19 protein-coding genes are annotated in these 21,699 nt (G+C 72.0%); 9 read left to right on the top strand and 10 right to left on the bottom strand.

Going from position 1 to position 21,699, the window contains the following annotated elements; all coding sequences use genetic code 11:
* Window positions 1–38: 38 nt before the first annotated feature.
* A complete protein-coding gene (locus tag QMG39_RS07275; RefSeq protein WP_281883553.1) occupies window positions 39–953 on the bottom strand; it encodes a hypothetical protein in 915 nt (304 codons plus the stop codon).
* A 137-nt stretch (window positions 954–1,090) separates the two neighbouring features.
* Here QMG39_RS07275 and QMG39_RS07270 point away from each other — a divergent pair, with 137 nt between their 5' ends.
* Window positions 1,091–1,759 carry a DnaJ family domain-containing protein gene (locus QMG39_RS07270; protein ID WP_281883551.1) on the top strand — a complete coding sequence of 223 codons (669 nt, stop codon included), beginning with the start codon at window positions 1,091–1,093 and terminating at the stop codon, window positions 1,757–1,759.
* Between the two features lie 19 nt (window positions 1,760–1,778).
* Here QMG39_RS07270 and QMG39_RS07265 read toward each other — a convergent pair whose 3' ends face one another.
* Together QMG39_RS07265 and QMG39_RS07260 are read right to left on the bottom strand one after the other, a co-directional pair.
* Complete coding sequence (locus QMG39_RS07265; RefSeq protein WP_281883549.1) at window positions 1,779–2,432, bottom strand: HAD-IA family hydrolase; 654 nt, start codon at window positions 2,430–2,432, stop codon at window positions 1,779–1,781.
* Window positions 2,433–2,520: 88 nt separating this feature from the next.
* Window positions 2,521–5,178 carry an MMPL family transporter gene (locus QMG39_RS07260; protein ID WP_281883547.1) on the bottom strand — a complete coding sequence of 886 codons (2,658 nt, stop codon included), beginning with the start codon at window positions 5,176–5,178 and terminating at the stop codon, window positions 2,521–2,523.
* Window positions 5,179–5,257: 79 nt separating this feature from the next.
* On the opposite strand from QMG39_RS07260, the gene QMG39_RS07255 reads away from it, so the two are divergent.
* Entirely contained in the window at window positions 5,258–5,836 is a 579-nt protein-coding gene (locus QMG39_RS07255; protein ID WP_281883545.1) for a TetR/AcrR family transcriptional regulator, read from the top strand.
* A 134-nt stretch (window positions 5,837–5,970) separates the two neighbouring features.
* Here the strand turns inward: QMG39_RS07255 and QMG39_RS07250 are convergent, their stop codons facing one another.
* Together QMG39_RS07250 and QMG39_RS07245 are read right to left on the bottom strand one after the other, a co-directional pair.
* Complete coding sequence (locus QMG39_RS07250; RefSeq protein WP_281883543.1) at window positions 5,971–7,047, bottom strand: SDR family NAD(P)-dependent oxidoreductase; 1,077 nt, start codon at window positions 7,045–7,047, stop codon at window positions 5,971–5,973.
* Window positions 7,044–8,756 (bottom strand): FAD-binding protein, encoded by a 1,713-nt coding sequence (locus QMG39_RS07245; protein ID WP_281883541.1) that lies wholly within the window; start codon window positions 8,754–8,756, stop codon window positions 7,044–7,046. The genes QMG39_RS07250 and QMG39_RS07245 overlap by 4 nt, the downstream gene beginning before the upstream one ends.
* Before the next feature lie 50 nt (window positions 8,757–8,806).
* Between QMG39_RS07245 and QMG39_RS07240 the strand changes: the two genes are divergently transcribed.
* Window positions 8,807–9,388, top strand: a complete 582-nt coding sequence (locus tag QMG39_RS07240; RefSeq protein WP_281883539.1) for a TetR family transcriptional regulator — start codon at window positions 8,807–8,809, stop codon at window positions 9,386–9,388.
* Here QMG39_RS07240 and ligD read toward each other — a convergent pair.
* The 3 genes from ligD to QMG39_RS07225 form a co-directional block, all read right to left on the bottom strand.
* Window positions 9,385–10,623, bottom strand: coding sequence for a non-homologous end-joining DNA ligase (ligD, locus tag QMG39_RS07235; protein WP_281883537.1), 1,239 nt, complete (start codon window positions 10,621–10,623; stop codon window positions 9,385–9,387). The genes QMG39_RS07240 and ligD overlap by 4 nt on opposite strands.
* 109 nt (window positions 10,624–10,732) lie before the next feature.
* The gene (locus QMG39_RS07230) at window positions 10,733–11,302 is read right to left on the bottom strand and encodes a hypothetical protein (RefSeq protein ID WP_281883536.1); all 570 of its coding nucleotides are present in this window, start codon (window positions 11,300–11,302) and stop codon (window positions 10,733–10,735) included.
* 242 nt (window positions 11,303–11,544) lie between these two features.
* Window positions 11,545–12,555 carry an MBL fold metallo-hydrolase gene (locus tag QMG39_RS07225; RefSeq protein ID WP_281883534.1) on the bottom strand — a complete coding sequence of 337 codons (1,011 nt, stop codon included), beginning with the start codon at window positions 12,553–12,555 and terminating at the stop codon, window positions 11,545–11,547.
* A 166-nt stretch (window positions 12,556–12,721) separates the two neighbouring features.
* Between QMG39_RS07225 and QMG39_RS07220 the strand changes: the two genes are divergently transcribed.
* Window positions 12,722–15,073: an arylsulfatase gene (locus QMG39_RS07220; RefSeq protein ID WP_281883532.1), complete on the top strand. Its 2,352-nt coding sequence runs from the start codon at window positions 12,722–12,724 to the stop codon at window positions 15,071–15,073.
* A 36-nt stretch (window positions 15,074–15,109) separates the two neighbouring features.
* Complete coding sequence (locus QMG39_RS07215; RefSeq protein ID WP_281883530.1) at window positions 15,110–15,325, top strand: DUF8691 family protein; 216 nt, start codon at window positions 15,110–15,112, stop codon at window positions 15,323–15,325.
* Here the strand turns inward: QMG39_RS07215 and QMG39_RS07210 are convergent.
* Entirely contained in the window at window positions 15,297–17,936 is a 2,640-nt protein-coding gene (locus QMG39_RS07210; protein WP_281883528.1) for a winged helix-turn-helix domain-containing protein, read from the bottom strand. The genes QMG39_RS07215 and QMG39_RS07210 overlap by 29 nt on opposite strands.
* Window positions 17,937–18,151: 215 nt before the next feature.
* Here QMG39_RS07210 and QMG39_RS07205 point away from each other — a divergent pair, with 215 nt between their 5' ends.
* From QMG39_RS07205 to QMG39_RS07190, 4 genes are all read left to right on the top strand, one after another.
* On the top strand, window positions 18,152–18,544 hold the full coding sequence (locus tag QMG39_RS07205; protein WP_281883526.1) for an SHOCT domain-containing protein: 393 nt from the start codon (window positions 18,152–18,154) through the stop codon (window positions 18,542–18,544).
* A gap of 27 nt (window positions 18,545–18,571) precedes the next feature.
* Entirely contained in the window at window positions 18,572–19,777 is a 1,206-nt protein-coding gene (locus tag QMG39_RS07200) for an AI-2E family transporter (protein WP_281887195.1), read from the top strand.
* A 508-nt stretch (window positions 19,778–20,285) separates the two neighbouring features.
* The gene (locus QMG39_RS07195; RefSeq protein WP_281883523.1) at window positions 20,286–20,651 is read left to right on the top strand and encodes a DUF2316 family protein; all 366 of its coding nucleotides are present in this window, start codon (window positions 20,286–20,288) and stop codon (window positions 20,649–20,651) included.
* 49 nt (window positions 20,652–20,700) lie between these two features.
* Entirely contained in the window at window positions 20,701–21,198 is a 498-nt protein-coding gene (locus QMG39_RS07190; protein ID WP_281883521.1) for a GNAT family N-acetyltransferase, read from the top strand.
* Between the two features lie 214 nt (window positions 21,199–21,412).
* On the opposite strand, the gene QMG39_RS07185 is transcribed toward QMG39_RS07190, so the two are convergent.
* On the bottom strand, window positions 21,413–21,679 hold the full coding sequence (locus QMG39_RS07185; protein WP_281883519.1) for a DUF6457 domain-containing protein: 267 nt from the start codon (window positions 21,677–21,679) through the stop codon (window positions 21,413–21,415).
* Between the last annotated feature and the right edge of the window lie 20 nt (window positions 21,680–21,699).

The raw sequence follows: 21,699 nt of genomic DNA, 5'->3' as shown, positions 1-21,699 counted from the left end.
GTGCCATTATGCCGTTCCGGTTCGTCGCCCGGCCGGGGTCAGCGGTCGGCGGTGGACGCCGCTGCGGGTTCCGCCGTCGTGGGCGTGTCTGCCGGGAGCACCGGGACGCCGCGCTCGAGCACGATTCGCCGGACCAGGAGCACCGCGAAGCCCGCCGCCCACGCGATCGCGAGCACGGCCCAGACGGTGCCGAGGCCCGACTCCGCGCCCGGGAAGGCGAGCGAGTGCACGGCGAAGAGCAGGGTGCCGCCGACCGCGATCCAGGCAGGAAGCCTCGTGCCGTCGGCGCGGCTCGAGCCGATCGCCGCAGCCGCGGCGAGCGTGATGCCCATGAGCGCGTTGGTCGCCCAGTGCTCGGGCTCGACGTGCGGGTCGCCGGTGGCGTCGCCGAGCTGCAGCACCGCGTTGACGACCGCGTAGGCCGCCCAGGGCACCGCGGCGACGAGTGCCGCGATCGCCATCGGCACGTCGAAGCCGGCCGGGCGGAGCAGGTCGCGGGCGCGCGGGTGGAACACGGCGAGCAGCACGATCGGCGCGAGCAGCAGGCCCTCCTCGATGAGCCACTCGCTGAGGGTGCCCGAGAGCCCGTAGACGACGGTCGCGCCGAGCCCGATCGCGAGCAGCAGCTGCATCGACCCGACGCGCCGCGCGGGCCGTCGCCACTGCGCGAAGGCGGAGAGCACGGCGGCCCACGACATGACCCCGATGGCCATGTAGTGCGCCCGCTCCGCCTCGAACGCGGCGATGTCGTCGGCGCCGGCGTCGGGGTCCGACTCGCCGAGCATCTCGCCGAGCACCTCCGGGGGGAGCCACATGAGCGCGACCTCGGTCAGGCCGAACAGGTTGCGGAGCAGGATCCAGAGCGGCACCAGGATCACGAGCACCGTGAACACGATGCGCCGCGTCCTCGACTGCTGCCAGGCGGACGGTGTTGCGGGGCGTTGCGTGTGCATGTCGCACGTCCTCTCGTCGATGTGGTGCGAACGTATGGCGGGGGCGTTCCCGGGCGCATGGGTGCGCGCTCCCATCCGGCCCGGAATTCGGTGGGGTATCGTCGCGGACACGGTCGGCGGAGTGGATCGGGGGCGGCATGGTCGGGGACGCGAGGCGCGACGCCTGGCGCTACCGGGTCGACCGGGCCGCCGAGGAGTTCCTGCGCGAGCGGGACGGCGACCCGGCCGAGGAGCAGGGCGAGACGGATGCCTCGGGCGCGACCGGCGACTCCGGCGGCGCGGGCGCGCCCGACGAGTCCGCGCGCGTGCCGACCGCGACCGAGCGCGCGGCCTACGTCGAGACCGCGATCCAGCAGGCGATGCGCCGCGGCGAGTTCGACGACCTGCCCGGAGCGGGCAAGCCGCTCGAGGGGCTCGACGGGCGGCACGACCCCGACTGGTGGATCCGGCGGAAGATCGAGCGGGAGCAGCTCGGTGGCCTCGGGCCGCCGGCGCTGACGCTGCGGGTCGAGCACGCGCAGCTCGAGGAGCGGCTCGACGGGATGCAGCGCGAGCAGGCCGTGCGCGATGCGCTCGAGGACTTCAACCGGCGTGTGATCGACGCCCGGCGGCAGCTGCTCGGCGGGCCGCCGGTCGTGACGCCGACCCGAGACGTCGAGGCCGAGGTGGCCGCATGGCGCACGCGGCGCGAGGAACGGCGTGCAGCGGCGGCCGTCGCCGCGGAGCTCGAGCGCGAACGGCAGGCGCGCCGCGCGCGCGAACGTCGCTCGTCGGTGTTCGGGAAGTGGCTGCGCCGACCTTCCTGAACCGCGTGCGGTCGCGTCGCTAGGGGAGCTGCACGTGAAGCCCGCCATCCGCGTGCTCGACGCGCAGCGCGGTGTGGTCGGGGATGCGCGGGAGCCCGAGCCGGTCGGCGGTCTCGCTCGGTGCGTCGCCGACCACCACGACCTGCGCGCCCGAGGCGACGCCGGCGCGGATGCCGGCCTCCGCATCCTCGAAGACGAGGCAGTCGGATGCGGCGACGCCGAGCTGCTCGGCGGCGCGGAGGTAGGGCTCGGGGTCGGGCTTGCCCTTGGTCACCACCTCGGAGGTGACGATCACGGCCGGGATCGGCAGGCCGACGCCCGCCATGCGCTTCTCGGTGAGCGGTCGGGCGGCGCTCGTGACGAGCGCCCAGCTGCCGTGCGGCAGCGAGTCCAGCAGGTCGCGGGCGCCGGCGATCGCCGTCACGCCCTCGGTGTCGTCGTACTCGATGCGGCTGAGGTCGGCGACCACCGCATCGATGTCGGTGCCGTGCGGGGCGTACTTCCGCGCGGTCTCGACCATGCGCACGCCGTGCGAGGTCGCGAGGATCTCGGCGACGTCGAGGTCGAACCGCCGGGCGAACTCGGCCCAGATGCGCTCGACCACCGGATGCGAGTCGACGAGCGTGCCGTCCATGTCGAAGAGGATCGCGCGAGCGGAGATGGTGCGTGTCACCACTCCAGTCTCGCAGGCGACCCCGCTCGGACGCGGATCGGCCCCGGCGGACGTGGTCCACCGGGGCCGATCGGGGTGCTGCTGCAGGCTAGGCGCGGGCCTCCGAGGAGTCCGCGGCGTCGGCCTCGGGGGCATCCGCCTCGCCCTCGCCCTCGTCCTCGTTCGACGGCGAGCCGTCGGCGTGGTGACGGCGCTCGAGCGCGGCGCCCTCGACGTCGACGTTCGGGATGATGCGGTCGAGCCACTTGGGCAGCCACCAGGCCGAGCGGCCGAGCAGGTGCATGATCGCCGGCATCAGCAGCATCCGCACCACGAAGGCGTCGAGCAGGATGCCGATCGCGAGGCCGAATCCGATCGAGCGGATCATGACCGACTCGGCGAAGATGAACCCGCCGAACACCGAGATCATGATGAGGCCCGCGGCCGTCACGACCGAGCGGCCGGCGCGGAAGCCCTGCATCACGGCCAGGCGCGCGGGTGCCCCGTGCACGTACGCCTCGCGCATGCCCGAGGCGAGGAACAGCTGGTAGTCCATCGCGAGCCCGAACAGGATGCCGACGAGGATCACCGGCAGGAAGCTCAGGATCGGGCCGGTCGCGTGCAGGCCGATGAGCTCGGCGCCCCAGCCCCACTGGAACACCGCGACGGTCGCGCCGTAGGTGGCGAACAGCGACAGGATGAACCCGCCCGTGGCGATGAGCGGCACGAGCAGCGACCGGAACACGACGATCATGATCAGCAGCGAGAGCCCGACCACCACCGTGAGGTAGAGCGGCAGCGCGTCGTTGAGGTTCTCGGAGATGTCGATGTTGATCGCCGCCTGGCCGGCGACGCCGAGGGCGTACTCGCCGTTGACCGGGGGCAGCTCGCGCAGGTCGCGCACGAGCTGGTCGGTCGAGACCGAGTTCGGGCCCTCCGCCGGCACGACCTGGAACGCGGCGAGCGTGCCGTCGTCGGAGATCGCGATCGGCGCGACGGCGACGACCGAGTCCTGCTCGGAGATGACGGTGGCGACGTCGAGCTGCGCCTGCAGCTGCTCGGCGTCGTCCTGGCCGCCGGGCAGTTCGGCGGTGACCAGCAGCGGGCCGTTCGCGCCCTCGCCGAACGCCGCCGCGGTCAGCTCGTGTGCGACGTAGCCGGGCGAACCCTCGGGCTCGCTGGAGCCGTCGGGCAGGCCCACGCGCATCGACAGGGACGGGATCGCGACGACGAGCAGCGCCACGATGGTGCCGAGCATGGTGAGCACGGCGCGCCAGTTGCCCATCGGCTTCGCCGCGGTGTCCTCGTGGTGCACGGTGCCGACCGCCGCGCGGGCCTTCCTGCTCAGCACGCGCATGCCGATCAGGCCGAGCAGCGCCGGGATGAGCGAGGTCGCGATGAGCACCGCGACCAGCACGGCGAACGCGCCCACGGTGCCCATGAGGCCGAGGAACGGGATGCCCGTGACGTTGAGTGCGAGGAGCGCGACGATCACGGTCGAGCCCGCGAACACGACCGCGTTGCCCGCGGTGCCGTTGGCCAGCCCGATCGACTCGTGCAGGTCGGCGCCCTCGAGCAGCTGCTTGCGGTGGCGGTTGACGATGAACAGCGCGTAGTCGATGCCGACCGCGAGGCCCAGCATGATGCCGAGCACCGGGGTGACCGACGACATGTCGACGACGCCCGAGAACGCCATCGACCCGAGCACCGCGATCGCCACGCCGACGAGCGCCGTGATGATGGGCAGGGAGGCGGCGATGGCCGTGCCGAGCATGACGAGCAGCACGATCGCGGCGATGATGAGGCCGACGATCTCGCCGATACCGACCAGCGACGGCACGGTCTGCGCGATGGTGGTCGAGAGGCCCATCTCGGTGCCCTCGATGGGGCTCGCCTCGAAGAACTCCGCCGTGGCGACCTTCGATTCGGTCTCGAGCTCGAGCAGCGACACCTCGTAGGAGATGTTCACGAGCGCGGTCGCGCCGTCCTCCGAGACGACGCCGATGCCTTCGGAGAGTGCGAGCAGCTCGGCGCCCTGCTCGAGCAGCTCGGCCTGCTCCTCGAGCTCGACGCGGCCGTCGTCGATCTGCTGCTGCTGGTCCGCGATCTCGTCGCGACCCGCGTCGAGCTGCGCCTGCTGCGCGTCGAGCTCGGCCTGCTGGGCGTCGAGCTGGGCCAGCTGCGCGTCGATCGCGGCGAGCTGCTGCGGGGGTGCGCCGGCGGCCTCGGCCTGCGCGCGGGCGGCGTCGAGCTGGGCCCGGCCGTCGTCGAGCTGGGCCTGACCGTCGTCGAGCTGGGTCTGGCCGGCCTCGAGCTGCTCGAGGGCGGCGTCGAGCTGTTCCTGCCCGTCGTCGAGCTCGGTGCGTGCGTCGGCGATCTGCTCGCGCCCGTCGACGATCTCCTGCCGGGCGTCGTCGAGCTCCTGCTGGGCGTCGAACGGGTCGATCACGTCGGCGACCTGGGGAAGGTCGGTGGCGTCCGCGGCGAGCTCGGAGATCGCCTCGCGCTGGGCGTCGGTGAAGGGCTCGCCGTCGGTGCTGCTGTAGACGACGGTGCCCGAGGCGCCGGCGTAGTCGGGGAGCTCCTCGGCGAGGGTGTCGGTCACCTCTCCGGAGGCGGTGCCGGGCACGTCGAAGCTGGTGGCCAGGCCCTTGAAGCCGACCGCGAAGCCGACGCCCGCGGCGCCGAGCACGAGGACCCAGGTGAGGATCACCACCCACGCGCGCCGCGCGCTGAGCTTGCCGAGTCGATAGAGCAGTTCGGCCACGCCGAGACCTCCCGTTGTCGTAGGTGCGAGGAAAGAATACGCAACGGTGCGTCTCGTTGACTGAGTATAGGGTGAGAACATGAACGAGCGACGCCGCGGAGCCGTTCGCAGCGAGGCCGCGCACCGCTCGATCCTCGAGGCGACGGCCGCCCTCTTCGCGGAGAAGGGCTACGACCACCTGACCATCGAGGGCATCGCCGCGCGCGCCCACGTGGGCAAGCAGACGATCTACCGGTGGTGGCCGTCGAAGGCCGAGGTCGTGGCGGAGTGCGTGCTCGAGGGCGTGCTGCTGCCCGACCAGTTCATGCCGCCGGCCGCCGGGCACATCCGCGACGACATGATCGCCTGGCTCGGGTCGCTGATGGAGTTCGTGACCGGCGAGGAGCACGCCGGCCTGTTCCGGTCGCTGGTGGCGGCCGCGATGGACAATGCCGAGATCGGGCGGATGCTCCGGGCGAAGCTCGGCGACGAGTCGGTGATGGTGCGCCGCCTCCAGCACGCGGTCGATGCGGGGGAGGTGCGGGCGGATGCTCCGCTGTTCGACGTCTCGGAGGCCTTCGCCGGGTTCCTCGCGCTGCGCGTGCTGAGCCGCGAGCGGGGCGAGTCCGACGCGGCCGAGCGGATGGTCGACGCGGTGCTCGGGCCGTACCTCGCCTGAGTCGATCCGGGTCGCGGGCATGCAGCCCGACGTCGACGCCGGCCCACCGGCCCGCTGACGCCGACGGGCCGGGCGGATGCTGCGTGGCATCCGACCGGCCCGTCGTGTCGTGCACCCCGAGCGGTGCGCGGGGATCAGGTCGCCGACCAGCCGCCGTCCGACGCGAGCACGACGCCGTTGACGTTCACGCCGTCGTCGCTCAGCAGGAAGGTGATCGACGCGGCGAGGGCCTCGGCCTCGGCGGCGTCGGGCAGGATCGCCATCGCCTGGCGCACGCGCTGCGCACCGAGCGGGGACGCGAACGACGCCTCGATGTTCGTGATGGTCGGGCCGGGGGCGACGGCGTTCACGCGCAGGCCGTACGGCGCGTACATGAACGCGGTCGACTTCGTGAGACCCACGACCGCGTGCTTCGACGTCGTGTAGGCGACGCCGGCGGCGGACCCGCGCAGGGCGGCCTCCGACGCGGTGTTCACGATCGAGCCCTTGCCCTGCGACAGCATCGCCGGGATGACCGCGCGCGAGAGCTTCATGGTGCCGTCGACGTTCACGCGCATGACGCGCTCCCAGACGGCGTCGGTGAGGTCGCCGAGCGGGGTCATGTCGTCCATGATCCCGGCGATGTTGGCGAGGCCGTCGATGCGGTCGCCCGCGGCGGCGACGATCTCGGCGACCTTGGCGTCATCGGTGATGTCGGCGACGAGGGTCACGATGTCGGCGGCGGGGAACTCCGCGGCGAACTCGTCGAGGCGCTCCTGCGAGACGTCTACGGCGATCACGCGGCCGCCCTCGCGCGCGATGCGCGATGCGGTCGCTCGGCCGATGCCCGAGCCGGCGCCGGTGACGATGATCGTCTGGCCGCTGAAGCGACCGGAGTCGATGCGCTCCTCCCACATCGGCACCTCGACGTCGGGCAGGCCCGTCGGCTCGGCCTCGGCCTCGTCGGCCTCCTCGACCGGGGCCGCCTCGGGTGCGCCCTCGGGCACGTCGCCCGCGGCGGCGCGCGCGACGAGGTCGTCCACCATCTCCTGGCTGAACGATCCCTTGCTGAGCTTGACGAGGCGCTTGAGCGCGAGTCGGTGGACGGGCTTCAGCACGTCCGGGTCCTGCCCGGCCTGAGCGAGCAGGTCGCGGATGATCGGCCCGCCGACCGGGTGGGTCAGCCACGTCTTGATGGAGTCGTTGGCCGTGAGCTCCTTGGGAGTCGTCATGCGAGTTGTTCCTTCTCTTTTGGTGTTGATGCCGCAGGGGTGTCGGCATCGATGACGGATCGCTCCGCTGCGTGGGTTGCAGCGAGATATCCGAAGACTGCGGCCGGCCCGATCGTCGAGCCCGGCCCGGGATAGGTGCGGCCCATGACCGACGCGGTGGTGTTCCCCGCGGCGTACAGGCCCGCGATGGGTGCACCCGACTCGTCGAGCACGCGTGCGTGCTCGTCGGTGACGAGGCCTCCCTTCGTGCCGAGGTCGCCCGGCACGAGCTGCACCGCGGTGAACGGCCCCTTCTCGATGGGGCCGAGGTTGGGGTTCGGCTTCACGCGTGGGTCGCCGTAGTAGTTGTCGTAGACGGTGCGGCCGCGCCCGAAGTCCTCGTCGACGCCGCGTCTCGCCATCTCGTTGAACCGGTCGACGGTCGCGCGGAGCCGATCGGCGTCGACGCCCATCTTCCCGGCCAGCTCGTCGAGCGTCTTCGCCTTGACCGCGATGCCCTGCTGCCACACCGACTTGCCGCCCATGAGCATCGCCGCGAACATGTAGCGCCGGCGGTGGCGGCGATCGACGACCAGCCATGACGGGTTCGTGGGTGCCGTCGATGCGTGCTCGAGCATGTGGTGCCCGAAGTCGATGTAGCTCTCGGACTCGTTGAGGTACCGCTCGCCGTGCTGGTCGACCACGATGCTGAACGGGTCGGAGCGCTCGTTGAGCACGAAGAGCGGCTGCTTGCCCGGGATCGGCACCGACGAGCCCCACCAGGCGTCGTCCATCAGCGCGAGCGCACCGCCGGCGCGCTCGCCGGCCGAGATGGCCGTGCCGAGGTCGCCGTCGGCCGCCGAACTGTAGCCGGGGATGCCGTGGTGCTCCTCGCGCCACTCGCGGTTCACGGCGAAGCCGCCCGCACCGAGCACCACTCCGCGCCGCGCCCGTACCCGGAGCGGGCCGTCGGGCGTCTCGACGACGGCACCGACGACCGCGCCGTCGTCGTCCTGCAGGAGTTCGGTGAGCGGGGAGTCCATCAGGATCTCGGTGCCCTGCCGGCGCGCGATGTCACCGAGGCTCAGCATGAGACCTCCGCCCATGCCGACGAGCTTGCGGCCGGTGATGAGCCCGCCGAGCGTGCGGAACACGAATCGCGTGCCCCGCACGAACCCGGACACGGTCGACCACGCACGCGTGAGCAGCCAGACGTCGTCGGTCATCATCGGGATCGGGACCGCGTCGCCGATGCGCGAGGTCTCGAGCCAGGGGCCGAGCTTCCGGGCGTTGAACGGTACGACCTCGATCGCACGGCCGACCTTTCCGCCCGCCCGGTCGGGGTAGTAGTCGGGGTAGTCCTTCGCGCACGCCCACTTCACGCCGAGGCGCTCGAGCATGCGGTACACGGGAGTCACCGAGTCGACGAACGCCTCCCGTCGCGCCTGCGAGCTCGCCGGGCCGATCGCGTCGACCGGGCCGATCGCGGCCTCCATGTACGTCAGCGCCTCCTCGCGCGAGTCCTCGATCCCGCGGTCCCGCATCTTCGGATTGTCCGGCATCCAGAGGCCGCCTCCGCTGCGCATCGTCGTGCCGCCCCAGCGATCGGTGCTCTCCGCGATGAGCGTCTCGAGCCCTGCGTCGGCCGCGGTGATCGCCGCCGTCATCCCGGCGGCCCCGCTGCCCGCCACGAGGATGTCGACTTCGCGGTCCCAATTGCCTGTGGTCATGGGTCTCCTCCTTCGACCGGACATCGTTGTCCGGTAGTAGTGTATCCCTCATGCCGACGAAGGTTAAGGGCACGGAGGCGGTTCCCAAGGCGAACCGCGGCCCGGTCGCGGGCCCCGAGAATCGACGCGCGCTGGTCGAGGCCGCGCGCCAGGTCTTCGCCGAGTCCGGCCTCGCGGCTCCGCTCAGCTCGGTCGCGAAGCGCGCCGGCGTCGGGCAGGGCAGCCTCTACCGGCACTTCCCCGACCGCATCTCGCTCGCGGCTGCGGTCTTCGACGAGAACATGGACGCGCTCGAGGCCGTCGTCGCCCCGCCCGACTCGACGCTCGATGACCTGCTCGAGCTGATCATCGCGCAGGCGATGGGCTCGACGGCGATCATCGAGCTGGTGCGCCTGCACCGCCACGACGAGCGCGTCGCCGAGCTCGGCGACCGGCTGCACGCCGTGGCCGCGACCGCGCTCGACCGCGAGCACGCCGCCGGGCGCATCGGCGAGCACGTCACCGCCGACGACATCGAGCTCGCGATCAGCATGCTCACGCAGGTGCTGCCCTGGACGGATGACACGGAGCGACGCGCCGTCGCCGACCGGGCGTGGAACCTCTTCCACGCCGCGTTCGCCCCTCGCGACTAGGGACCGCCGGTCGCCCGTCGCGCCTCCCACGGGTCGTAGTCGACCTCGAGCGGCTCCTGCTCCGGGCGCTCCGCCTCGGGCACGTGCTGCAGGTTGACGCGGATGCGGTACCAGAGCGAACTCGACCCGCGCATGCCGTCGACGAGCACGTCGGCCGGATGCAGCAGGGCGACCACGCCCGCGTGGCGCGCCTTCCACCGCTCGAGCCCGTCGAGCGCCTCGTCCCTAGACTTCGCCCGGGCGATCTCGACGAGCGGCATGGCCGACGCGCGCCGGCCCGAGCCGTCGCCGCGGCGGGGCGGCTTCTCGGCGGGGCCCAGTCGCTCGGCGAGTTCGAGCAGCGGGTCGAGGCTGCCCGCGTCATCGTCGATGCCGGCCCAGGGGTCGCCGCGCTCGGCGAACCGCTCGAGCACCGTCGGCACGGTGAACGCCTCGGGGCGCGAGCCCGGCACCTCGCTCCAGTCGAGCGGCGTCGACACACGGGCATCCGCCAGCGGCCGCACCGAGTAGGCCGAGGCCACTGTGCGGTCCTTCGCGTTCTGGTTGAAGTCGACGAACACGCTCTCGCCGCGCTCCTCCTTCCACCACCGTGCGGTCGCGAGCCCGGGTGCGCGGTCTGCGATCTCGCGGGCGAGCGCCTCGGCTGCGAGCCGGACCTCGTGGAAGTCGTGCCGCGGCTCGATGCGGGCGTAGACGTGCATGCCGCGCGAGCCGGAGGTCTTGGGCCAGCCGGTCAGGCCGTGCTCGGCGAGCACCTCGTTCGCGAGCATCGCGACGTCGACGATCTGCCGCCAGTCGACGCCGGGCATCGGGTCGAGGTCGACGCGCAGCTCGTCGGGGTGGTCGAGGTCGCCGGCGCGCACCGGATGCGGGTTCAGGTCGACGCACCCCAGGTTCACGACCCACGCGAGCCCCGCGGCATCCGTCAGCACCGCCTCCTCGGCCGACGTGCCCGAGGCGTAGTGCAGGGTCGCCGTCGTGACGAAGTCGGGATGATTCTCGGGCACGCGCTTCTGGAAGAACGCCTCGCGGTCGATGCCCTTGACGAAGCGCTTCAGCACCATCGGGCGGTCGCGCACGCCGCGGAGGGCGCCGTCGGCGACCGCGACGTAGTAGCGCACGAGGTCGAGCTTGGTCAGCCCGGCATCGGGGAAGACGACGCGGTCGGGACTCGAGACGCGCACCTCGTGGCCCGCGACCTCGAGCAGTTCCTGCTTCCTCGCGGGGGAGGCCACGGGTTCAGCCTACGATGCGACCCGGCGGTGCGCCCGAGCCGATCCTCGCAGCGAACGCAAGAACCGCCCGTGTCGCGAGGCGACACGGGCGGTTCTCGATGACGTGCGACTAGGTCGCGGGGACGACGAACGTCTCGAGGCAGTCCTTCTCCGCGGTGGTGAAGTCGTCGCAGGACGCACCGTTGACCGGCGGCGTGACGGGAACCGCGGCGCTGATCTCCTCGCTGCCGCCGGGGCCGCCGGTGATCGTGTAGTTGGCCGACAGGATGTCGTTGGCGCTGTCCGCCGCGTCCGACGTGAGCACGACCAGGTTGTCGAGCGTGGTCATGGCGGGGACCACACCCGACGTGCCGACGAGGGTGCAGCCGTCGAGGTTGACGATGGTGAACGGCGCCAAGGTTGAGCCACCCAGCTCGATGTTGGTGATCGTCACCGTGATCGGCACGTTGTACGGGTTGGTGACGATGATGCCGAACGCGTAGCCCTTGTAGGTGTCGTTCGAGCGGCCGGGAAGCTTGCAGGCGCGGCCGTCGAGCGTGATGATGCCGGGCGATGCCGCGTAGGCGGGAACCGATGCCGCGACGGCAACGGCGGGTACCGACCAGGCCATGGCCTTGGTCACGGTGCGGCGACTGATGCCCTTCGGCTGGTCGACACCAGAGTTGTCGATCTCGGTCATGTGTGTGTGCCCCTCGCTGAGTGTGGTCTGTGATTGCGCTATGTGCGGTTCGGGTTGCGCTGTGTCGCGAGCATATCGCAGGCGGGCGCGCCACGTCACGGAAAAATCCACCCCCCGAATGAGGGGTGCGTACGCAGAGGGGAATTTCACACTACCCCATGGTTTTGCATATTCGTTGGAAGGGCGCGGATGAGCGCGCTCCCGCGTGTCGCCGGGCGGTGGCGTCGGCAGCCGGATTCGCCTCAGCCGCCCGCGGTCCGACCCGCATCCGTCTGCACGAATTCGATGTGCATCGCCGTCTGGGCGAGCGCGGACATGAGGAAGAAGCCCTGCAGGTTCGCCCAGCCGGCCGACCAGGTGAGCTCGGACGCCACCTCCCACACGGTGTGCGCGCGGTCGCGCTGCAGCACGCGCTGCACCTCGCGCGTGCGGCGGAGATGGTGTTCGGCGGTGGTGATGGTGCGTGCGAACACGCCGCGGAAGCGGTACTCGTGGCCCGGCGCTGCCTCGTTGTCGAAGCGGGCGATGCGCTGAAGCGACGAGAGGTAGTCCGCGAGGGGGTTCGCATCGCCGTGCGCGCCGAGTCCCACGCCCGGGTGGATCGTCGGCAGCAGCAGGTCGCCCGTGAAGAGCACGCCCGCGTCCTCGTCGCGCAGGCAGATGTGGCCCGTGGTGTGACCCGGGGTGTGGACGACCCGCACGCTCCTGCCCGGGATCGGCAGCAGGTCGCCGTCGTCGACCAGGACGTCGGCCGTCGGGCGCTCGACGCGCTCCTCGGCGTGGGCTTCGAGCTCCGCCCGGCGGTCGGCGGGCACCCCCCAGCGGTCGATGGCGTCGGATGCCGCGTGGGCCGGCCGCCGTCCGGCCATCTCGCGCACCGCGCGATCCTCCTCGCGGTGCAGCACGATGCGTGCGCTGGTCGCGGCGCGGAGATCGCCCGCACCGCCGAGGTGATCGGTGTGCAGGTGGGTCGCGGTGACCGTGCGGACGTCGGAGAGGCCCGCGCCCATGTGCGCGAGCCCGGCCGCGAGCACGTCGAGGTGGCCCGTCGTCGGCCAGCCCGGGTCGATGAGGTGCACCCCGCCGGCGTCGTCACGCACCGCGTAGCAGAGGTTGTACGGGATGTGCCCGCCGGGCATCGGCACCGGGATGGACCACCAGCCGCCCGCGAACTCCTCCACGTCGGGCAGCGCGCCGCGCATCGCGGCCGCGTGCTGGGCCGGCGAAGTCGGCTCGAAGGTTCGCGTCGTCACCCACCCACCGTACGGGAGCGGGGTCCGGCGTACCGCACGCGCATCACGATCGCACCAGCGGCGCCGAATCATCCGGTCGGGGTGATGCCTCCGCCCCCGCACCCGGGGGAGGCTGCCGAGCACGGACACCTGCGCGTGCACGCAGGCGCGAGCGAGGGGGCACACCATGACGACGGACGCGTACCGGTCGGTCCTGCCGATCCCGGACCGGGGCCACGTGGGCCTCACCACGTACGACGCGAAGGACCCGGACACGAGCTACCCGCCGATCGAGCGCCTGCGACCTCCGGCGGGTGCGCCCAACGTGCTCATCGTGATGCTCGACGACGTCGGCTTCGGGGCATCGAGCGCCTTCGGCGGACCCGCCGACTGCCCGACCGCCGAGCGGCTCGCCGCCTCCGGCCTGAAGTTCAACAGGTTCCACACGACCGCACTCTGCTCGCCCTCGCGCCAGGCGCTGCTGACCGGCCGCAACCACCACTCCGTCGGCATGGGCGGCATCACCGAGATCGCGACCTCGGCGCCGGGCTACAACTCGATCCGCCCGAACACGGCAGCGCCGCTGGCGGAGACACTGCGCCTCAACGGGTACTCGACGGCGCAGTTCGGCAAGTGCCACGAGGTGCCCGTGTGGGAGGCGAGCCCGCAGGGGCCGTTCGACCACTGGCCCACCGGCTCCGGGTTCGAGCACTTCTACGGGTTCATCGCCGGGGAGACGAACCAGTACGCACCGTCGATCCACGAGGGCACGGTCGCGGTCGAGCCCGACCGCACGCCCGAGGAGGGGTACCACTTCACCGAGGACATGACCGACCGGGCCATCGCCTGGGTGCGCGAGCAGAAGGCGCTCCAAGCGGACAAGCCGTTCTTCCTCTACTACGCCCCTGGCGCGACCCACGCGCCGCACCACGTGCCCGCCGAGTGGAGCGAGAAGTACCGCGGGCGGTTCGACGACGGGTGGGATGCCCTTCGCGAGCGCACGTTCGCGCGACAGCAGGAGCTCGGGGTCGTGCCGCAGGACGCCGAGTTGACCGCCCGCCCGCCCGAGATCCCCGCGTGGGACGACATGCCCGACGACCTCAAGCCGGTGCTCGCCCGCCAGATGGAGGTGTACGCGGGGTTCCTCGAGCACACCGACCACCAGGTGGGCCGACTGATCGACGCGATCGACGCGCTCGGGACGCTCGAGGACACGCTCGTCTACTACATCGTGGGCGACAACGGTGCCTCCGCCGAGGGCACCCCGCAGGGCTGCTTCAACGAGCTGATCACCCTGAACGGCGCCGGCGGCCTCGAGACCACCGAGTTCATGGCCTCGCGCATCGACGACTTCGGCACGCCCGCCGCGTACAACCACTACGCGGTCGGGTGGGCGCACGCGATGGACACGCCCTACCAGTGGACCAAGCAGGTCGCCTCGCACTGGGGCGGCACCCGCAACGGCACGATCGTGCACTGGCCCGCCGGGATCGCGTCGCGCGGCGAGATCCGCTCGCAGTTCACGCACATCATCGACGTCGCCGCCACCGTGCTCGAGGTCGCGCAGCTGCCGCACCCGATCAGCGTGCACGGGGTGCAGCAGATGCCGCTGCACGGCACGAGCATGCGCTACGCATTCGATGACGCCGCCGCGCCCGAGCGCCACGAGACCCAGTACTTCGAGATGTTCGTCAACCGCGGGATCTACCACAAGGGGTGGACGGCGGTCACTCGGCACAGCATCCCCTGGGCGGCATCCGATATGCCCGCATATGACGACGACGTCTGGGAGCTCTACGCCCCCGACGACTGGACCCAGGCCCACGACCTCTCGGCCGAGCAGCCGGGCAGGCTGCACGAGTTGCAGCGGCTGTTCCTCATCGAAGCGACGAAGTACGGCGTGCTCCCGCTCGACGATCGCCGGTTCGAGCGGTTCAACGCGGAGATCGCCGGGCGCCCGCTGCTCGTGTCGGGGAACTCGCAGCTCCTGTTCGGGGGCATGGGGCGGCTGACCGAGAACTCCGTGATCGTGCTGAAGAACAAGTCGTTCTCGGTGACCGCGTCGATCACGGTGCCCGACGGCGGCGCGAACGGCGTGCTGCTCGCGCAGGGCGGGGCGTTCGGCGGCCTCAGCCTCTACCTGCACGAGGGCCGACCCGCGTTCTGCTACAACCTGTTCGGCCTGCAGCAGTTCATCACCCGAGGGGACGCGGCGGTGCCGGCGGGCGAGCACCAGGTGCGCGCGGAGTTCGCCTACGACGGCGGCGGGCTCGGCAAGGGCGGAACCGTCGGCGTGTTCGTCGACGGCGCGAAGGTCGGCGAGGGCCGTGTCGACGGCACGGTGCCGATGCTCTTCTCGGGGGACGAGACCACGGATGTCGGAAGCGACGACGCGACGCCCGTGAGCAGCGACTACTCACCCGCGGAGAGCCGCTTCACGGGCACGGTGCACTGGGTGCAGCTCGACGCCGGGCTCGACGACCACGACCACTACATCGCGCCGGAGGACCGATTGCGGGTGGCGATGGCCCGTCAGTAGGTGCGACGGGGTCGATGTCGGGGGCAGGGGGCGCGGATGGTCGCGGAGGTCTTCGAGATCGTCGTGCGCGGCCGGGTGCCCGAGGCACTCGCAGCGGAGCTGGTCGGATTCGAGATCCGGCCGGACGCGGAGACGACCGTGGTCCGCGGCCCCGTCGCGGACCAGGCGAAGCTGCTCGGGGTCCTCGGGCTCATCCGCGGGTTCGATGCCGCGATCGTGTCGGTCACCTCTCGAGGGCCGGCCGTGGACTGACTGCCGGGAGGAGCCCGAGCTCGCGCGCGCGGGCGATCGCCGCACTGCGGCCGGAGACTCCGAGCTTCCGGTAGATGTGCGCCAGGTGGGTCTTCAACGTGTTCACCGAGACGTAGCAGCGCCCGGCCAGCTCCACGCTCGTGGCGTGCTCGGGGAGCAGCGCGAGGACCTCGAGCTCGCGTTGGGTGAGCGGCTCGGCGAGGTCCCCGTTGGCATGCAGCGGATGCTCCGCGAGGCGTCGCTCGAGCGCGCGATCGACGAGGCCCGAGCGGGTCACCGCCAGTTCGGCGAGCAGGCTCGAGATCGGCCCCTCCGCCTGCGCGAACGGTTCCGCGATCCCCTCCGGCTCCGCGGCGTCGAGCGCCCGGGTGGCCGAGGCGAGTGCAGGCCCGTGGCGGCCCTCGAGCTCGGCGATCGCGGCGTGCGCGAGCAGGTGCTGCACGGCCCGCAGGGGATCGGTCGAGGCGTCCGGAGGCGCCCACGTCGCGAGCAGGTCTCCCGCCTCGTCCAGGCGACCAGTTCCGATGAGCGCGGCGAGCAGTTCGTACCGGGCAGCTGGGCCGCGCGAGGCCGCGTCGGGCCCGCAGACGTGCAGTGCCTCCGCGGTCCTGCCGTCGTGCCGGAGGGCGAGCATGTGCACCGCCACGAGCTCGTCGTGCACCGCCGGCGCCGGCGGGCCGAGGCCGAGGCGGCCGTCGACATCGGCGGCGGCGAGGGCATCGCCCGTGCGGCCCTCCGCCACGGCACGCGCCGCGTCGATCGCCCTGCCGATCCACGTCAGCTGCGTCCGGCGGTTCGCCTCGGAGCGAAGGGATGCGGAGACCAGCGGCACCTCCGCCGCACTCGGACGCCCGGCGAGTACGGCCGAGCGTGCACGCGCGAGATACGCATCGGCGGCGGACGGGTGCGCCAGCAGCCCGGCGTGGTCCGCCGCGTCGAGGGCCTCCGACGCGAGCAGCCCCGCCGAGGCGCGACGACCCCGCCAGGCGTGCAGCAGGGCGAGCGAGCCCAGCAGTGCGACGCGGAACGGCACGTAGTGCGCGGCGTCGGCGTCGAGCGCGCGCTCCAGCCAGTCCTGCGCGTCGTCGAGGTCCCCAGCGAGGAACCGCGCCCGCCCCGACGAGCCGATCGCGAGGGTGCGCAGGTGCGCGGGCGACGTCAGGCCCAGGACGTCCTTCGGGCGCGCGTCGGGGTGCGCGTCGAGCAGTTCGAGTGCCGTGTCCGCCGCGTGGATGGACTCCTCGGGTCGTGACGCCCACTGCGCCGTCGCGGAGATCCAGGCGTGCGCGCTCGCGCGCTTGCCGACCGTCGCCCTCGGGTCGGCGGCGATGCGCGAGAGCAGGTCGACCGCGGTGATCGCGTCGCCCTCCATGCCGATGAGCATGGCGAGCTCGAGGGAGACGTCGAGGCGGTCCGCGCGCGCCGACTCCGGCACGCTCGAGATCCACCGGATGACGGTGCGCATCTCGCCGCGCTCGAAGACCTCGCTGCGCGTCGTCATGATGGCCTCGATCGCCCGCGGCCAGTCCTCCGCGCGGAGCAGGGCCTCGATCGCATCCGGCATCTCGCCCCGCGCGAGGTGGAAGTCCGCGGCACGACCCAGCAGTCGCGCCTCCGCACCGGGGTCCGTCACCCTGAGGTGGTGGCGCAGCAGGTCGCGGAAGAGATGGTGGAAGCGGAACCGCGTGCGGCCGGGTTCGAGCGGGACGACGAAGAGCGATTCGTGCGCGAGGCGCTCGAGCAGCACGCCCGCGTCGTCCCTGTCGAGCACGTGGCCGACCAGGTCCGTCGTCATGACCTCCAGCACCGCGAGTTCCAGCAGCAGGGTGCGGTCGTCGGCCGGCAGCGCTGCCAGCACCTCCTCGGTGAGGTAGTCGGCGACCATGCGGTCGGTACCTGCGAACGTCTCGGCAAACGCGAGCGCATCCGCCTCGCGGTAGCGGAGTCCGAGGCCGGCGAGCTGGATGCCGGCCGCCCATCCTTCCGTGCGCCGCAGCAGCAGCGTCCGGATGTCCGCGGGAACGTCCCGTCCGGTGACGCGGTGCAGCAGTTCGGCCGCCTCCTCGTCGGAGAGCGCCAGGTCGGACTGCCGGATCTCGAGCAGTCCGCCGCGAAGCCGGAGCCGGCTCCAGGCGACTGCGGGGTCGACGCGACTGGAGAGGATCAGGTGGACGTTGCCGGGGAGCTCCGCGCCGAGCCGTCCCAGGTCCGCCACGAGGGTGGGGTTCGTGATCCGGTGCAGGTCGTCGAGCACGATGAGCGTCTCGGGGAAATCGCGCAACTCGAGCGCGAGGCTGTCGATGAGGGTGGTTCCCAGTCCACCGCCGTGCAGGCCGGACAGCGAGGAGAGTGGAGCGACCCCCGGCCGTACCGCGTCGAGCGCGGTCAGGATGCGGCGAGCGAGCCGCACCGGGTCGTCGTCGGCGGTCTCGAGGTCGACCCACGCGACGGTCGGGGCGCCGCACTGCGCCGTCCACTGGCGCAGCAGGACGGTCTTGCCGGCGCCCGCCTGGGCGACGACGAGCGTGACGGGCGTGTGCAGCGCCCGATCGAGTCGCTCGCGCAGCCGCGGGCGGTCGACGAGCGTGTCCGGCTCCGATGCCTCGATCATGTCGCTCCGGGCGGTCGTTGGTGCCGCCGTGGACCCGACCCCCGCGGGCCCGCTCGCAGGCTAGCGCAGGGCGCGGATCCACGAGTGGGTCGATCGTCCCGAACGCCGGGACGACCACCGGTCATCCCATCCGGGTGACGTGCCATAGAGGCATCCGCCGATACCGTCGGGACGACCGGGCGCCGATGGCGCGCCCAGGGCGAAGGGAGCGCGTCATGAACCTCTGGGAGTTCCTGGTCTGGCTGTTCTGGATCTACATCGCGATCGCCTGCATCTGGGTCTTCATCATCATCGTGATGGACATCTTCCGTGACCACGGCCTGAACGGGTGGGCCAAGGCCCTCTGGATCGTCTTCCTGATCGTGCTGCCGTTCCTCGCCGCGCTGATCTACCTGATCGCGCGCGGCAGCGGCATGTCCAGGCGCAGGGCCGCCGAGTACCGCGAGGCGCAGGCGCAGGCCGACGCCTACATCCGCAGCGTCGCCGGGTCGGGGGGCCAGTCGGCCGCCGCCGAGATCCACCAGGCGAAGTCGCTGCTCGACAGCGGCACGATCACGCAGGCCGAGTTCGACCAGCTGAAGGCGAAGGCGCTGCAGGGCGGGGCCTGAGCGTCCGCAACGAGGGTCGGAGGGGTGATGCGCAGGGGGAAGCCGGCCGACCGGCCCCGACGGGCGGATGCACCGGAGGCAGGTGCTCCGCCCGACGTCGGGGGCGGCCGCTCGGTGGCATCCGTCGTCATCCCGCGGTCGCTCGCGATCGTGCTCGGCCTCGCGGCCGCGACGGTCGCAGCCATCGGGATGAGCGGCATCTCGGGCATCCTCGCGCCGGTGCTGCTCGCACTGATCCTCACGATCTGCGCGAACCCGGTGCGCACGTGGCTCGAGCGCAACGGCGTGAATCGCGGCGTCGCGACGCTCGCCGTGGCGCTGACGACGTTCGCGCTGCTCGCGGCGTTCGTCTACGCGCTCGTCATCGCGTTCGCGCAGTTCAGCTCGCTCCTGCCCGACTACGCCGACCAGATCGCGGCGATCGGCGCGAACATCTCGTCGTGGCTCAGCAGCATCGGCTTCGGCCCCGACCAAGTGGCGGCGATCGAGCAGGGACTCGACCCGAACAACCTGGTCGCGTTCTTCAGCGGCCTCCTCGGCAGCGTGTTCGGGCTGATCGGCATGCTCGTGGTGCTGCTCACCATGCTCATCCTCATGCCGGCCGATGCGTCCTACGCGCCCACCGTGCTGCGGCAGCTCGAGCCGAGGCGGCCGCACCTGGTCTCCGCGGTGCGCGAGTACGCACACGACGTGCGGCGCTACATGGTGGTCACGACCGTGCTCGGCCTCGTGCAGGGCGTGATCAACGGCGTCGCCCTGGTGATCATGGGCGTGCCCGCGGCGTTCCTGTGGGCGCTGCTGTCGTTCCTCTGCAGCTTCATCCCGAACGTCGGGTACTTCATCGCGATCGTGCCGCCGCTGGTGTTCGGCTACTTCGAGGGCGGCTGGCCGATCGTGATCGCGATCATCGTCGTCTACGGACTGGTGAACGCCGTGGTGCAGTCGATCGTGCAACCGAAGGTGGTCGGCAACGCCGTCGCGCTCAGCCAGACGCTCACCTTCTTCTCGGTGCTGTTCTGGGCGATCATCCTCGGCCCGATCGGTGCGATCCTCGCGGTGCCGCTGACCCTGCTCGTGCGGATGCTGCTGGTCGACTCCGACCCGGGCACGCGTTGGTGGCGCACGGCGCTCGGCGAACTCACCGAGACGAAGTCGATCATGAAGGCCGAGGACGCCGCTGCGCACGAGGCGCGAGCGGAGCGACGCGCCTCCGGCCGCGGACGCCGAAGCTGACGCCGCGTCGCCCCGCGACCGAGTACGCGAAGTGCGGGAACCCCTCGCGGGTTCCCGCACGTTGCGTACTCGGTGGCCCGTTCGGGCGCGGGGCGCATTCCAGGAGCATCCGCCCGAAGTCGACCGAGACACGGCGTGTCGCGCCGGATCAGGCCGGAAACCAAGCGCATCCTCCGGATTGCGTTGCGGAATCCCGCGTGTGGCGGGGTGCTCGCGCACGATCGGTGCCCTGGGACGAGCCGGCGGATTCGAACGTTTCACGCGTGTGACGTATCGTCGTCGCCACTGACGCGCTCACCCCCGCGGCTCGCGCCGCGCCGGGGCCGGCAGGGATGCCGGGCGAGTCGCGAGTGATGACGGCGCAGCGGATGCCGCGCGGGTCGTCGCCGTCTCCGGGGCGCGAACCGGTGGCACCGAGCCGCCGGATGCGGTGGGCTGCGCCCGACGGCCCGCCGAGAGTCCGCACGCGGACACCGCCGCCCAGTCGCGGCGGGAAGGAACATCTCCGATGTCACTCAGCCCGGAGGAACAGCGCCGCACGAGCGCCGAACTGCACGCCAACCTCGACCGCTGCGGGCTCGGCCCCGGCGAGATCCGCGCCGACCTCGGCATGAGCGCGCACCAGCTGAACGAGACCCTCGCCGTCTCCGACGACTCCCGCCCGACCGACGTCTGGCTCGTGCGCGACTACCTCGAGAAGCTCGTCGTCGCACGCGGCGGCACGCCGGTGCCCTACACGGTGCTGACCGAGCGCATGCGCCGGATCGCCGCGAGTTGGTACCCGCTGCGCACGGCACCCACGCCCGTGATCCGGTCGCATGAGGCGGATGCCGCGGGCGGCACGCGCGCCGCCGCGCTCGCGCACTCGCGCTGAGCGTCCACACCCGACCGGGCTCGCCTCGCCGGCCCGTTACCATCGGCGCATGCCGACGACCCTCGTCATCCGCGCACCCGAGCCGCACGAGGCCGAGACGCTCGCCCGCCTGCACGTCGAGACGTGGCGCGAGACCTACACGGGCCAGCTGCCCGACGAGTACTTCGGCGAGCGGATGCTGGAGCAGCGGCGCAGCCTCTGGAACGCGATGCTCGGCGAGCACGACCGTGACGACCTGCGGGTCTCGGTCGCCGAGGCCGACGGAGAGCTGGTCGGCTTGGCCTGCAGCGGACGGCCGCAGAACCCGCAGCATCCGCCTCGCCCGCGCCAGCTCTACATGATCTACGTCTCGCGCACGCACCACGGCACCGGCGCGGGGCAGGGGCTGCTCGACGCGGTGCTCGGCGACGATCCCGCGTACCTGTGGGTGGCGAAGGAGAACCCGCGGGCGCAGGCGTTCTACGCGCGCAACGGGTTCGCGCTCGACGGGGTCGAGCACCCCTACGAGCACGTCGAGACGTTCATCGAGGCGCGGATGGTGCGCTGACGCGTCTCGGCGGCGTTGCGCCGGCGGCGCGTGGCGCTGCGCCGACGGGTGGCTCCGGGGCGTCGGACGCCCTGCGTCGCCTGGCGGCTACGCCTTGATGAACGCCCAGAGCGATGCGGCGAGCCCGACGCCGCCGACCAGCGCGATCAGCCCGATGACACTCCAGAGGATCAGTTCGACCATGCCGCCATCCTGCCGTCGCCGCGAGCGGGGGTCAATGGTCGGCGTCGTCGTGACGGGCGGCGAGTTCGCGCGCGGTGTCGATCGCGCGGCGGAGGGCCGCGTCGTCTCCGCCCGCTCGGGCCGCGGCGTAGCCGACGAGGAACGTGGTCAGCGGCGCGGCCGGGCGCACCACGCGGTGGGCGGCGTCGCCGGCGAGCGAGAGGAGGTCGGCGATGTCGCCCGGTGCATCCTCCACGCCGAGGGCGGCGGACAGCTCGGTCCACCAGCGGTCGAGGATCTCGGGTGCGTCGTCAGCCATGTCCGTCATTCTCCTCGGGT

Source organism: Agromyces rhizosphaerae (assembly GCF_027925245.1).
GTDB lineage: Bacteria > Actinomycetota > Actinomycetes > Actinomycetales > Microbacteriaceae > Agromyces > Agromyces rhizosphaerae.
This window is presented reverse-complemented; position numbering and strand designations above follow the sequence as displayed.

Coding starts and splice junctions, on each gene's coding strand:
- QMG39_RS07275 (WP_281883553.1), bottom strand. CDS start 953: ATGCACACGCAACGCCCCGCAACACCGTCCGCCTGGCAGCAGTCGAGG.
- QMG39_RS07270 (WP_281883551.1), top strand. CDS start 1,091: ATGGTCGGGGACGCGAGGCGCGACGCCTGGCGCTACCGGGTCGACCGG.
- QMG39_RS07255 (WP_281883545.1), top strand. CDS start 5,258: ATGAACGAGCGACGCCGCGGAGCCGTTCGCAGCGAGGCCGCGCACCGC.
- QMG39_RS07250 (WP_281883543.1), bottom strand. CDS start 7,047: ATGACGACTCCCAAGGAGCTCACGGCCAACGACTCCATCAAGACGTGG.
- QMG39_RS07245 (WP_281883541.1), bottom strand. CDS start 8,756: ATGACCACAGGCAATTGGGACCGCGAAGTCGACATCCTCGTGGCGGGC.
- QMG39_RS07240 (WP_281883539.1), top strand. CDS start 8,807: ATGCCGACGAAGGTTAAGGGCACGGAGGCGGTTCCCAAGGCGAACCGC.
- QMG39_RS07230 (WP_281883536.1), bottom strand. CDS start 11,302: ATGACCGAGATCGACAACTCTGGTGTCGACCAGCCGAAGGGCATCAGT.
- QMG39_RS07220 (WP_281883532.1), top strand. CDS start 12,722: ATGACGACGGACGCGTACCGGTCGGTCCTGCCGATCCCGGACCGGGGC.
- QMG39_RS07215 (WP_281883530.1), top strand. CDS start 15,110: ATGGTCGCGGAGGTCTTCGAGATCGTCGTGCGCGGCCGGGTGCCCGAG.
- QMG39_RS07210 (WP_281883528.1), bottom strand. CDS start 17,936: ATGATCGAGGCATCGGAGCCGGACACGCTCGTCGACCGCCCGCGGCTG.
- QMG39_RS07205 (WP_281883526.1), top strand. CDS start 18,152: ATGAACCTCTGGGAGTTCCTGGTCTGGCTGTTCTGGATCTACATCGCG.
- QMG39_RS07200 (WP_281887195.1), top strand. CDS start 18,572: ATGCGCAGGGGGAAGCCGGCCGACCGGCCCCGACGGGCGGATGCACCG.
- QMG39_RS07195 (WP_281883523.1), top strand. CDS start 20,286: ATGTCACTCAGCCCGGAGGAACAGCGCCGCACGAGCGCCGAACTGCAC.
- QMG39_RS07190 (WP_281883521.1), top strand. CDS start 20,701: ATGCCGACGACCCTCGTCATCCGCGCACCCGAGCCGCACGAGGCCGAG.
- QMG39_RS07185 (WP_281883519.1), bottom strand. CDS start 21,679: ATGGCTGACGACGCACCCGAGATCCTCGACCGCTGGTGGACCGAGCTG.